Source organism: Streptococcus sp. SS-4456, from assembly GCF_036680365.1.
GTDB lineage: Bacteria > Bacillota > Bacilli > Lactobacillales > Streptococcaceae > Streptococcus.
Genome location: NZ_JAVIHI010000002.1, coordinates 101,209 through 114,791 on the forward strand (window position 1 = coordinate 101,209; position 13,583 = coordinate 114,791).

The 13,583-nt window shown below is 45.7% G+C and carries 9 protein-coding genes; 1 reads left to right on the forward strand and 8 read right to left on the reverse strand.

Annotated elements, in window-relative coordinates; all coding sequences use genetic code 11:
- Positions 1-103: 103 nt before the first annotated feature.
- From RFK25_RS01135 to adhE, 8 genes are all read right to left on the reverse strand, one after another.
- The gene (locus RFK25_RS01135; protein ID WP_332410804.1) at positions 104-1,381 is read right to left on the reverse strand and encodes an MATE family efflux transporter; all 1,278 of its coding nucleotides are present in this window, start codon (positions 1,379-1,381) and stop codon (positions 104-106) included.
- Complete coding sequence (locus RFK25_RS01140) at positions 1,378-2,814, reverse strand: ABC transporter ATP-binding protein (RefSeq protein ID WP_332410806.1); 1,437 nt, start codon at positions 2,812-2,814, stop codon at positions 1,378-1,380. The genes RFK25_RS01135 and RFK25_RS01140 overlap by 4 nt, the downstream gene beginning before the upstream one ends.
- Positions 2,772-3,437 (reverse strand): energy-coupling factor transporter transmembrane component T family protein, encoded by a 666-nt coding sequence (locus RFK25_RS01145; protein WP_332410807.1) that lies wholly within the window; start codon positions 3,435-3,437, stop codon positions 2,772-2,774. Before RFK25_RS01145 ends, RFK25_RS01140 begins: the two co-directional genes overlap by 43 nt.
- A complete protein-coding gene (locus RFK25_RS01150; RefSeq protein WP_332410809.1) occupies positions 3,434-4,027 on the reverse strand; it encodes an MptD family putative ECF transporter S component in 594 nt (197 codons plus the stop codon). The genes RFK25_RS01145 and RFK25_RS01150 overlap by 4 nt, the downstream gene beginning before the upstream one ends.
- Positions 4,028-5,689, reverse strand: a complete 1,662-nt coding sequence (locus tag RFK25_RS01155; RefSeq protein WP_332410811.1) for an amino acid ABC transporter ATP-binding/permease protein — start codon at positions 5,687-5,689, stop codon at positions 4,028-4,030.
- Positions 5,682-7,442, reverse strand: a complete 1,761-nt coding sequence (locus RFK25_RS01160; protein WP_332410814.1) for an ABC transporter ATP-binding protein/permease — start codon at positions 7,440-7,442, stop codon at positions 5,682-5,684. The genes RFK25_RS01155 and RFK25_RS01160 overlap by 8 nt, the downstream gene beginning before the upstream one ends.
- A 127-nt stretch (positions 7,443-7,569) precedes the next feature.
- On the reverse strand, positions 7,570-9,054 hold the full coding sequence (gene thrC / locus RFK25_RS01165) for a threonine synthase (protein WP_332410817.1): 1,485 nt from the start codon (positions 9,052-9,054) through the stop codon (positions 7,570-7,572).
- Between the two features lie 363 nt (positions 9,055-9,417).
- Complete coding sequence (gene adhE, locus RFK25_RS01170; protein WP_332410819.1) at positions 9,418-12,069, reverse strand: bifunctional acetaldehyde-CoA/alcohol dehydrogenase; 2,652 nt, start codon at positions 12,067-12,069, stop codon at positions 9,418-9,420.
- A gap of 443 nt (positions 12,070-12,512) precedes the next feature.
- On the opposite strand from adhE, the gene adhP reads away from it, so the two are divergent.
- Complete coding sequence (adhP, locus tag RFK25_RS01175; RefSeq protein WP_332410821.1) at positions 12,513-13,538, forward strand: alcohol dehydrogenase AdhP; 1,026 nt, start codon at positions 12,513-12,515, stop codon at positions 13,536-13,538.
- Positions 13,539-13,583: the final 45 nt, after the last annotated feature.

Genomic DNA, 13,583 nt, shown 5'->3' on the forward strand with positions numbered 1-13,583 from the left:
TTCTAGGAGATTATATGAAAAAGAAAGTTGTTTGCTATTTCTAGCTTGATGATAGTATACATCCACAAACTTAAGCCAAACTGAAAGTTTTCTTAGATATTCCTTAATCAGTTTTAACTTTTCCTACTCTCTTATATTGAACATACAAAATTCCTGCACGAAAGGCATTGTCTACTATGGTTGCTATCCAAATGGCCTGTAAACCTAGATGAAAGACCCTGACAAGTAGATAGGCAAGTCCTATTCGGACTATCCACATACCTAGACTGGTCGCATAAAATGGTAGCTTGGCATTCCCCAAACCTTGCCAAAGAGCTGTCATAATAAGAGTGCCAGCTGTAAAGGGAACTCCCAACATGGAATAGAGCAAAACTGTCTGGCTGGCCTGAACAACCTGTGGTTCTTTTGAATACAAACTGATCAAATGTGGACCAGATAAATAGGTTGTAGCAGCTACCAGTAACATAAATAAGAGAGAGAGGAAAAAACTTCTTTTAAATATATCCTCAACCTCCGCCTGCTCCTGTCTATGCTTGGCTGTCAAGATAATAGTTGCCGTTGCGATTCCCATGGCCGGCATATAGTTAAACTGAGTGAGTGTTTCACCGATGGCATTACCAGCCACAACCGCTGTACCTAAACCAGTAATCAAAGCAACAACCACCACATCCCCAGCTCGCATCATCAAACGTTCTCCGGTTGTTGGTAGGGCAAGACGAATGAGTTCTAAATCCCAAGACCAGGTCCATCTTTCAAATGGAATTGCTAGTTTTGCCCAAAGCAATAAACAACCTATCAATCGCGACAAAACAGTTCCGAGAGCAACTCCTGCCACGCCAGCATGGAGCACAAAAACAGCAAAGGCTGAAAAAAGAACATTCAACATATTGGACAGGAGACTGATGTACATAGGAAAACGAGGTTGTCCTATAGCCCTTAACATGGCCCCAAAACTCATCATCAAACTGAGAAAGAGAATGCCGCCACCAACCAAGATGAGATAAAGACCACCTACCTTAGCAACAGCAGCTTCAGCTCCCAAGCTTGACAGCAAGAACGGACCTGCCAAAACTGCAACTGCCCCTAAAACCAAGCTGACAAATAGGCTCACTTTTAGACTTTCACTAGCAAGGTAGCCCACCTTCTCAGTATTCCCCTGTCCCAACATCTGAGCCATCCGTGAAGAAATAGCTGCCGCAAGCGCAATAAATATAGCCTGATAAACTGCCAAGATATTATTGGCCAGAGACACTCCAGAAAGTGCTACAAGACCGATACTAGCCACTAAGTAAGAATCTACCATCCCCATCAACATTTGGAGAATATTTTCAGCCATAGCAGGCAAAGCAATCCTTAGTAATTCTTTTGTATGCTTGTTCATAATCCCTTTTTCAATTGTTTACTATCGATGATCTTATCACAGACCGTCGCCAAGAGCTCCTCATCATGCGAGATAAGAAGGACCAGTTTCTTTTCTTTTTTTAACAAGGCCAGTACCCTAGCTAGTTCCTTCATCTGAGCCAGATCCAATCCGCTAGAAGGCTCGTCAAAGATGAGGATATCCTTATCCGCCAATAAGCTGGCTACTATCATCACACGTTGCTGCTCACCGCCTGACAAGCTGACTGGGTGTCTGTCCAGCAAATCCTCCAAGCGAAAACGGCTGATTAGCTCTTCATCAAGCAGCTTGTCTTTCTGCCCAAGAGTCAATTCTCTGCGGACTTTTTCCGCAAAGAGTTGCAGGTGAACATCCTGCATGACAAAGGCTGTTTTTTCCAAACGCTTGCGGGCTGTTAGTTCTTTCCCCTGCCAAGAAATGTTGGCCTTCTTATCTTTTGCCAGTCCCACCAGATAGTTGGCCAGACTGGTTTTGCCAGAGCCGTTTGGGCCAACTAGACCCACTACCTGACCTGGTGCCAGACAGAGCTGCTCTACCTGATAGAGAAATTTACCAGCTGGGCTGACAGATAAGTTAGAAACAGACAAACCTTCCTGGTCAGACACAAACTGACTGGCCTGCTCTGCTATTGCCTCCCGATAAGGCGCCGCATCGTAGCACCGCAAGCCCATGTCCTGACGGCACTCCTCTGTCCGATGGAGAAAGTCGCTGGCTGGATAATCCGCCATCAGCTGCCCCTCCTGGAAGTAGAGGTAGCGGTCTGCCAAATCGCTCAGATAGGCCAAGAGGTGCTCGGCGATGATAATGGTCTTGCCTTCTTTTTTCAGTTTATGCAGGGCTTCTCGGACCTTGTGGACAGCCTCCTGGTCCAGATTGGCCGTTGGCTCGTCCAAGAGTAAGATGGGACTGCCCTGCATGGTCGCCGTTGCTAGAGCAATCAACTGCTTCTGACCACCTGACAGCTGAAAAATTGGCTTGTCATAGAAATCTTCCAGTTGAAAGAGACTATTGACCTCCTGCAAACGAGCTGCAATCTCTTCCGTAGAAAGCCCCTGATTTTCACAGGGAAAGACCAGCTCATGCAGGACTTGGGTATGGAAAAACTGGGTGGCTGGATTTTGAAAGACAGAGGCAACTTGATAGGACAGGTCCTCCACGCAGGCTTGTCTGATGTCCTGCTCCCCAATCTGTACCTGTCCTTGAACCTGGGCAGGATAATATTCTGGAATCAGACCATTGAGTAACTTGAGCAGGCTAGACTTACCAGAACCGCTGGGACCGCAAAGGACCACGCACTGCCCAGCTGGAATGGTCAAGTCCGCAATCTGCAAAGCTGTCTTATCCCCACCTGCATAAGTCACTTGGAGATGTTTTATCGTGATAGCCGTGTCCATAGAAGAAAAATTAGACAACATAGGCAGAGACTCCAATCTAACCAAGTCCAACGCGACTTGACAAATTCACTGGGACGACCGCTAATGGCAATCCCCTTGGTCAAAGTTGCCACCGTCAAATCCTGGGCGGTTGCCAAGAGAGAAAGCATAAGGGGGACTAAAAAGTATTCCAGATAGCGTAGCGGTTGGACAAACATAGCCCATCTGCTGAGAAATATTCCTCTGACCTTCAAGGAAACCTGGATATGTCTGGCGTCCGACTTAATGGCTGGTAAAAAGCGAAACATGACGCCCAAGGTCAAAAGGAAGGTTTCAGGCAACCGCCATTTCCGCAGGCCATGAATAAGGTCATAGCTGCTGGTGGTCATAAGAAGCAAATGCCCTGCCAGAAGCGGTGGCCAAATATATCCTATCACAACAAACAAGTATGTCAACCAAGCTGGAAAGATTGACCAATAAGATAGCCCTAAAAAGAATCCGTAGCCAAGAAGTCCGACAACCGTCATCCTAGGCTTGCCAGAAAACCAGAAAAGCAGGCTCAGTCCAGAGACCAAGACTGCATTTTCCAGTCCGCTCAGCCGCATCCCATAGGTAAAACTGGTGAAGACGACCAAGAGAATCTTACTGCGTGCATCAAGTTTCATCCGACCAAACCTGAACGGTCAAAGTAGCGTTTGACCATATATTGTCCAAAGAGGCCGCTCAGACTAGCTGCCAGGATAATGGTAAAGGATAACCAGAGGACATTGGCAGGTGTAAAGTCCAGCATGACACGGGCCACATACTCTGCTGATTTACCACGGGCCAATAGACTAGCTTCATAGGCATCTCGCATGAACCACATGAGCAGAATCGGTCCTAAATTTCCAAAGGAGAATACAATATAACTAAGAAGATTGACCCATTTTTGTTTATAGTGACCAGCTTTTGCGATCAGTTCAGCTAGTAAGCCAAAGGTCAAGCTTGGCAGAAAGGCAGCTGTCATATAGCCAGATAGAAAGAAGAAGCAGGCCATGACCGCACCGACTAGACTAATAGAACCCGGCTTCCCAACCTTGGCAATCAAGAGCATATAGACTGGACCAGCTAAAAGAGCTGCTCCAGCTGGTGCATACATCATATTACCCGACCGATCAAAAGCCAAGCTCAATAAGGTTCCTAGACCAACACAAACAAAGTAGAGGGCAGCAAAAGCCCCTGTTACCATCAGATCTTTTACTTGTAATTTCTTCATTTATTTTTCCTTTACTAATTGCCCGGCTTCCAAACGGAAAATGGTATCCGCACAGGCCATGGTCGAGCTTCTATGAGAAATCAAGAAGACCATGCCCTGACAATGTTCCTTAACCAGTTGGATAAAGCGGGCTTCATTGAGCGAATCTAGGTTACTAGTTGGCTCATCAAAGATATAGCAGTCCGCGTTTTTGAGCAAGGCCCGCATAAGTTCCAAGCGTTGCCCCTCTCCTGCTGAAAAATCACTGGCCTCCACAAGCGTATCCAAGCCCTGCGGTGCTGCTAGAATCCGTTCTTTCATGTGGCATTTTTCTGCCAAGTCCATGATGGTTTCATCCGACACATCCGTACGACCCAAGACAAGATTTTCCCGAATGGTCTGGCGGAAGATTTGCGGCACCTGTGGTACATAGGCAAAAGAGCCTTGCAAATGCGCCTTATCAACCTGCCAACTATCCAAGCCAGACAGGCGGATTTGGCCTTGCTGCCAATCATACCACCGCATGATCAATTTCATCAAGGTGGATTTTCCTGCACCGGACTCACCGACTAAGCCAATAATACCACCCTGTTCAAACTGAACAGACAGGTTACGGTAAAGCCCTGTTTCTCGGTCATCATAGTCAAAGTCCAGTTGCTCAATAACAATATCTTTCACGCTGACCTCGACCAAGTCACCTGTTCGCTCTGCTTCTTTTTCATCCAAAAGGGCATAGATATTGCGACCAGCATTCATAGCCCGCTTGAAACCAAGCGGCAGACGGCTGAGCTCCAAGAAGGGAGCAAAGGAGCTGGTAAAGGAAACTAGCAGGGCTACTCCTGTCGCTAAGCCCATGTTTTGACTGCCCACCAAGTCAAAGGTCAGCCAGGCAAAGCCCATGATCGACAAACCAACCACCAAAAAAGAAACAGCATACTGCATGAAGTTAGTTTGAGCGACCTTACGCTCCTGACCATTGACCACTTGACTTTTCTGCGTCAGATTGGCAAAACGAGCATCTGTCTGCTGGAACTGCATCAGGTCCTTCATACTCTTGAGGCTTTCAATAAAATAGGACACATAACCCTTGCGACTGGCATTTTGTTCCTTGAGCAAGGGCTGCAGCTGCTTGGCAAACTGATTTGGAATGGCAATCGCCAACAGGGCATAGGTCACAAAAGCTAGAAGAGCTAACCCCCAACTAGATAGACCAAAATAGACTGTCAAACCAAGTGCCAACAGAATCCCTGTACAAATAGGTGCAATGGTATGGGCAAAGAAAACCTCCAAGGCCTCGATATCCTCCCCAATCATCTTAAGCAGGCTACCACTGTCCTGCCGATCCAATTTCCCAGGAGCCAAGGCCCGCAATTTTGCGAAAATCAAACGACGATAGGCTGCCAGGGTATGAAAGGCCACATAGTGACCAAAGTAATGCTCACCATAGCGGAAGGCACCACGTAAAAGAGCTAAGAGAATGAGGATTCCCAAGGTCCATAGCGGAGCAGGATTGCCAGTAAGGGCATCAAAAGCCAGATACACCAAGATGACTGGAATAGCAATGGTCACCACCTGTCCCGAGACCGCAAAGCAGACTGCCACCGCAATCCGTGGCAAGAGGTGCTTCATGGACTGCAAGAGTCTCGGAATCAGCACACTTGTTGGCATTTCTTTCTTATCCATAAACGGCTTCCTCCAATTCTCTTTGTTGATCAACCAGCTGACCATAAGCCAAGCTAGTCTGATAAAGCGTGGCATGATTGCCTGTCACAGCTCCCTCCTCAGACAAGAAGAGAATATCATCTGCCTGCTCCACCTGTTTCATCTTATGGGTAATGATGATGACAATCGCATCCTTGGCCACCAAGTTAATGAGGTCATAAATCAAACCTTCATTGTCCTGATCGACGCTGGACGTCACCTCGTCAAAGATATAAAGGGAGCGTTTTGCTAAGACCGCACGGGCACAGATGACCTGCTGGCGTTGACCAGGCGACAAGAAAGCACCATCATCACCAACAATCGTATCCAAACCATCTGGCAGATTCTTGACAAATTGCAAGACCCCATGCTGATCTGCCCAAGCCAAGATATCCTCCTTGGACCAATCAACCGCCATCCGCAAGTTATCATAGATAGACTGGTTGAGTAGGGTTGACTGACCCGATACATAGAGGACCTGCTCATTCAGAGATAACTGACTAACACCTGAAATCTCCTGCTCACCCAAGTAAATAGCTCCCTTATCCGCCCGCAAGCGTCCCAAGAGCAGCTGGGCCAAGGTCGTTTTCCCCTGACCAGACTCGCCCGCCAAGGCATAGAGCTTCCCAGCGGTCATGGTCATGGAAATATCTTTTAAGACTGGCTTTTCTCCGTAGGCAAAGGCCAAATCTTCTAGTTTTAGACTGTCAAATGCAGGCACATGGACAGAATCGATTTCCTGCTCCGCTGTCATGCTGTCCAAGAAACCAAAGATGCGATCCGCCATCTTAGTATTCATCATGACCAAGTGCATACCGTAGCCCTGCTCCCGTATGGGTGCAAAAAACTCCGTCGCAATGAGGACAAAGAAGAGCATACTAAAGAGGGAGAGATTGCCTGCCGCTAGGCTATTGACCGCCACAAAACCAGACAAGCCAATCCCCAGATACATGACCGCATCCATGTAGCCCACCGCTTGCAGCTGAAAGCTGAGCAACTCCATGGTCGCATCGCGGAAGTCCTCAGCCTGCTCTTTGAAGGTCTTCTCATAGGTGGCATCCGCCTGATAGGAATAGAGGGTGTTAAGCCCCTTGAGGTCGTCCAAGAAAAGATTGCCCACATCCATGTAGGAGCCCCAGTAGCGATTCATGATCCGCTTGGACCGCTTCTGCATGGCTATGATGGAAATGGGAATCAGAGGCAGAGCCAAGATGAAAATGACTGCGCCAAGCGGGAAAATCAGCAAGACCAGTAAGAGCACAGTCGCACAGTTAAACTGGGTCCGCAAGGAAGAAGCCATGTAGTAAGAATAGTAAGTATCCAGGCTATCAATCCCTTGTGAAGCGACGTTAAAGACATCCGCCGCCGTTGCTTTGGATTCAAATTGACCATCCTTAGCCAAGAGTGCCTCAAAGAAAGACTGCTTGAGCGAATCTCTTGCAAACTGAGATCCTATTCCTTGTAAGCGTTTGGCAATCAAAGCCACACCATAACCAAAGGCATTGAGACCTAGCAAGATGAGGACAAACTGTACCACATCAACCTGACCACCTTCATAGTAGGTAACAAAGCCCTTAGCAATCAGGTAGAAGGAAAAAAACCGCATCAAAAATTGCACCCAGGATAGAAAGGCTGCCAAATAGACCAGCTTCATCTTGGGTTTAATCCGCTCTTTCAGCCGCTTCAAGAGGGCTTTTTTCTTTTCTCTGGAAATTTTCTCCTGTTCTTGTGCCATAGTTCACCTCTCTCAAACATATTCCCATATAGTATATCATTCTTTGAATTGTCTGTAAATTTTAATTTAAACATTGCAAAGAAAACAAACTGCTCAGCTGAACAGTTTGTTAGCAATCATTTATAGATTAAACGCCCAAATAGCGCTCTACTTCAGCCTGCATATCGGCAGCTGCAACAACGGCAGTGTGGCGGACAGGTGCGGTTTCCAAGCCATCCACAGCTGGTGGCAGGGCTACACCTGAAATTTCATGCAGTTTAGCTAGGGCTTCAAAGTCAGACAAGCCTGACTGGCCTGTCACAGCCTCAACCGCAACCACTGGGAACTTGTACGGACTAGCAGTTGACGCAATCACTGTAGGAGTCTGATCTCCTGTTTGCTCCACATACTGTTTATAGACAGCTGAGGCAACAGCCGTATGTGGATCTTCAATGTAGTCTGACTCGTCATAGACACGCTTGATTTCCGCAGCGGTTTCTTCTTCTGTCGCAAAGGCGGCAGCAAAGAGAGAGAGGATATCCGCGTCAGCCCCTTGAATGTCATACTGACCAGCTGTGTTCAAGGCTTCCATCAGCTCCGCTGTTTTTGCAGCGTCATTGCCAAAGAGATGGAAAATCAAGCGTTCCAAGTTAGAAGACACCAAGATGTCCATGGACGGACTGGTGGTCACTTGGAAGGTACGGTTCTTGTCGTAAACGCCTGTCGAGAAGAAGTCGGTTAGGACATTGTTATCGTTGGACGCACAGATGAGCTTGCCAACTGGCAGACCAATCTGCTTAGCGTAGTAAGCCGCCAAGATGTTTCCAAAATTTCCTGTTGGAACGGTGAAGTTGACCTTGTCGCCCGCCGCAATCTCTCCAGCTTTGACCAGCTGAGCGTAGGCATAGACATAGTAAACAATCTGTGGCACCAAGCGGCCGATGTTCATGGAGTTAGCAGATGAAAACTGAAGTTTCTTAGCCGCCAACTTGGCACGAAGAACCTCATCGTTGAACATATGTTTGACATTGGTCTGAGCGTCGTCGAAGTTACCGTCAATAGCCACCACATGCGTATTAGCCCCTGTCTGCGTGGTCATCTGCAATTCCTGAACCTTAGACACACCGTCACGTGGATAGAAGACGATGATTTGCGTGCCAGGAACGTCCGCAAAACCAGCCATAGCCGCCTTGCCTGTATCGCCTGAAGTCGCGGTCAAGATGACAATCTCATTTTCCAAACCATGCTTTTTAGCCGCAGTCGTCATCAAGTAAGGCAGGATGGACAGAGCCATATCCTTAAAGGCAATGGTCGAGCCACGGAAGAGTTCCAAGTTGTACTGACCTTTTAGCTTAACTACTGGGGCAATAACTGGCGTGTCAAACTTGCTGTCGTAGGCATTGTTGATACAGTAGTCCAGCTCGTCTGCCGTGAAATCATCCAAGAAAGCTGACAAAATCAATTTGGCAACTTCTTGATAAGAAGCATCTTTAAGAACAGAAAAATCCAAATCTACAGCTGGAATGGAAATCGGTGTAAACAAGCCACCGTCGGTCGCCAAGCCCTGCAAAATGGCCTGACTAGCAGATACAGTATTCTTAGCATCGCGTGTTGATTGATAAACTAGTGTCATGGTATCCCTCATAAAAAATCTATTTTTTCTATTCTACCATAAATTGACAGAAAATTGGGAAGATATGATGGAAAATAAAGACTTTATCAGTAGTTTCCATACGATATTACTCTGTATTGCGTTCAAGTCCGTCCATTCAAATAAAAATACCAGCCACCTAAATGGTAGTCTGGTATAATTGAAAGTTTGGAGGCAATTTACCTGTAAATCATATGCTGGCCAACTGACCTAGGCACGACTTTTCTATACAAGCCTAAACTTGTTACCGAACTATTTCTAGTCCTAAGTCTTTCTAGGCAGATTGACGAAGGTAGAACTAAAGTTCACCGAGGAAATCTAACGACGAAAGACGACGGAATAGGATTATTTCAAACGACCTGGACGTTCTTTGTAGCCATAATACGCATCCTCAATGATTTCTTGCATATGGTCAACCATTGCAAGACGTGGGTTAGCAGGTGTACATTGGTCTTCGTAGGCAAGAAGAGCCAATTCACGAGAGTGTTCTTTGAGTTCTTTCTCGTCCACACCTTGCGCTTTCAAGTTCATTTGGATACCGATACGCTCACCGAGGTCATAAACAGCTTGTGCGTATGAAGCGACACCTTCCTCTGGTGTTGAAGCTGGAAGTCCTAGCATTTTCGCGATGTCTTGGTATTTCTCATCTGCTTTGTAGTAGTTGTACTTAGGCCATGTAGCTGTCTTAGCTGGACGAGTACCGTTGTAGCGGATAACGTATGGAAGCAAGATAGCATTTGTACGACCGTGAACTGTGTGGAAACGTCCACCAATCTTGTGGGCCATTGAGTGTGAAATACCCAAGAAGGCGTTGGCAAAGGCCATACCTGCAATAGTTGAAGCATTATGCATTTTCTCACGTGAGTGGAAGTCAGCATTCTTCACTGAGCTTTCAAGGTTTTCAAAGACAAGTTTAATGGCTTGAAGCGCAAGACCGTCTGTGAAGTCGTTGGCTACTGTTGATACGTATGCTTCTGTTGCGTGGGTCAATACGTCCATACCAGTATCAGCAGTAACATGGGCAGGTACTGTCAAAACAAGCGCTGGGTCAACGATTGCCACAGTTGGTGTCAATGAGTAGTCAGCAATTGGGTACTTGCGGTTGTTTGCCTTATCAGAGATTACAGCAAATGGAGTGACTTCTGAACCTGTACCAGATGTTGTTGGAATCGCGATAAACTTAGATTTCTTACCAAGTTCTGGGAACTTGAAGGCACGTTTACGGATATCCATGAATTTTTGAACAAGGTCTTTGAAGTCAACTGTTGGTTGCTCATAGAAGAGCCACATAACTTTGGCAGCATCCATTGGTGAACCACCACCGAGAGCGATGATTGTATCTGGTTTGAAGGTACGCATCAATTCTGTACCCTTGTAAACTGTTGTGATGTCTGGATCTGGTTCAACGTCTGAGAAGATTTGGTAAACCACTTTATTACGACGAAGATCCAATTGTTCAATAATACGATCTAAGAAACCAAGTTCTACCATGGCATGGTCCGTAACGATCATCACACGTTCAACGTCACGACATTTTTGGAGGTATTGGATAGAATCACGTTCGAAGTATGTTTTAGAAGGAACTTTAAACCATTGCATATTATTTCTACGTCTTCCTACTTTCTTGATGTTGAGCAAGTTCATCGCACTTACGTTATCACTGATTGAGTTACGTCCATAAGAACCACAACCAAGTGTCAATGATGGCAAGAAGGCATTGTAAACATCACCGATACCACCGAAAGTAGATGGAGAGTTCCAGATAACACGAATCGCACGTACGATTGTACCAAATTCTTTGGCCAATTCCGCATCTTCTGTATGGATAGCTGCTGAGTGACCTAGACCATGGAATTCAACCATTTGACGAGCTGCTTCCAGACCTTCTTCACGGCCTTCAACTTTCAAGACCGCAATAACTGGTGACAATTTCTCACGAGTCAATGGTTCTTTTTCACCGATTTCAGCAACTTCAGCTGCCAAGATGTTAGTCCCTTCTGGAACTGAGAAACCAGCTTGTTCAGCAATCCATGCAGCTGGACGACCTACGATGTCCGCATTCAATTTGCCTTCTGCACAGTTCTTGCAATTGGCTTTTACACCGAAGCAGTACTCTTCGAGAAGGGCTTTTTCTTTCTTATTAACAAAGTAAGTTTTGTAAGATTTGAATTCAGCTACAAACTCGTCATACACTTCCTTATCAATGATTACTGCTTGCTCTGACGCGCAGACCATACCATTATCAAATGACTTAGACATGACGATATCATGAGCAGCTTGACGGATGTTTGCAGATTTTTCAACATAGGCAGGAACGTTACCGGCACCTACACCAAGAGCTGGTTTACCACAAGAGTAAGCTGCACGCACCATGGCGTTACCACCCGTTGCAAGAATTGTCGCAATACCGTCGTGCTTCATCAATTCAGAAGTTGCTTCCATAGATGGTTTTGTTACCCACTGGATACAGTTTTCTGGAGCACCAGCTGCCACAGCTGCTTCATAGACAACACGCGCTGCGTGAGCTGAAGACTCTTGAGCAGATGGATGGAAGGCAAAGACGATAGGGTTACGTGTTTTCAAAGCAATCAAGGCTTTGAAGATGGCAGTTGACGTTGGGTTAGTCGTTGGCGTGATACCACAGATAACACCAACTGGCTCAGCAATCAAGGTCAAGCCGGTTACATCATCTTCTTCGATGACACCAACTGTTTTTGTATGGCGCATATTGTTAACAACGTGCTCGCAGGCAAACAAGTTTTTAGTTGCCTTGTCTTCGAATACACCACGTTTGGTTTCTTCAAAAGCGTGCATTGCCAATTCACCGTGTTTGTCAAGAGCAGCTACCGAAGCCTTAGCTACAATGTAGTCTACCTCTTCTTGACCAAGTTTGCGGAACTCATCAAGAGCAACCAAACCTTTTTGAACAAGCTCATCAACGTGCTTGCGAGCTTCTGCTAATTTTTCTTCTGGTGATACAACTTTTTTATCAGCCATTGTGTTCCTCCAAATTTTCTTATTAACATTTTGTTAATTTTTTCACAATCTTATTCTACAACTTTTTATTTTATTTGTAAAGAGAATTTGTTATTTTTTTCACATTTTTTCTGTTTTATTTTTGAAAACGCTTTCTTTTTGTTTATCTGGAGTGCATTTCAGAAAACTTTCTGAAATGTATCTGTTAACAGCTTCAAAAATAAACCTAAGACATAAAAATCTAACAACTAACCCCCTTGGTTTCTATTTTAACAGGAAAACGCTTACAAGTAAATGGTTTTTTATGAAAAAATTTCAGTAATTATCTGATTGTTTTCAAAAACAGATACACGCCTCTCTCATCTGATTTACTTGCATTTTCTTGTTTTATGTGATATTATTAACAAGAAAATATCTATATTAACACATCCAAAAAATGTGCTGCAATAAATAGGAGGTCTGCCATGAAAGCAGTTGTCGTTAATCCAGAATCTACTGGTGTTGTCGTTGTTGAAAAAGAACTTCGTCCACTTGAAACTGGCGAAGCTCTGGTTCAGATTGAATATTGTGGTGTCTGCCATACTGACCTACACGTTGCTCAAGGTGATTTTGGCAAGGTCCCTGGCCGTGTTCTTGGGCATGAAGGGATTGGTGTCGTTACTGAAATCGCCCCTGATGTGACCAGCTTGAAGGTCGGCGACCGTGTCAGCGTTGCTTGGTTCTTCCAAGGTTGTGGTACTTGCGAATACTGTACTACTGGCCGTGAAACCCTCTGCCGTACAGTAAAAAATGCAGGCTACTCTGTTGACGGTGGTATGGCTGAGCAATGTATCGTAACAGCTGACTATGCGGTAAAAGTTCCAGAAGGTCTTGATCCAGCTCAAGCAAGTTCTATCACTTGTGCCGGCGTTACTTGTTATAAAGCTATTAAGGAAGCACACCTAGAACCAGGTCAATGGATTGTCATTTACGGTGCAGGTGGACTAGGCAACCTTGCAGTCCAATACGCTAAGAAAGTGTTCAATGCCCACGTTATCGCTGTAGACATCAATAATGACAAATTGGAATTAGCCAAAGAAGTCGGTGCAGATGTCATCATCAATGGTCTTGAAGTGGAAGACGTGCCTGGATATATCAAGGAAGTAACTGGCGGCGGTGCTCACTCAACTGTCGTAACGGCTGTTTCTAAGGTTGCCTTCAATCAGGCTATTGACAGCGTTCGTGCAGGCGGTTATGTGGTTGCAGTCGGGCTCCCATCTGAATACATGGATCTCAGCATTGTCAAGACAGTACTAGATGGTATCAAGGTTGTCGGCTCTCTAGTTGGTACTCGTAAAGACCTAGAAGAAGCCTTCCACTTCGGTGCTATAGGCCTGGTTGTTCCAGTTGTTCAAAAACGCCCTGTAGAAGATGCAGAAGCCGTCTTTGATGAAATGGCTGCCGGCACTATCCAAGGCCGTATGGTACTTGACTTCTGCCACAGTCACTAATTTCTACTCTACTAAAGTTAGAAGCGACTCAATTGTCGCTTCTTT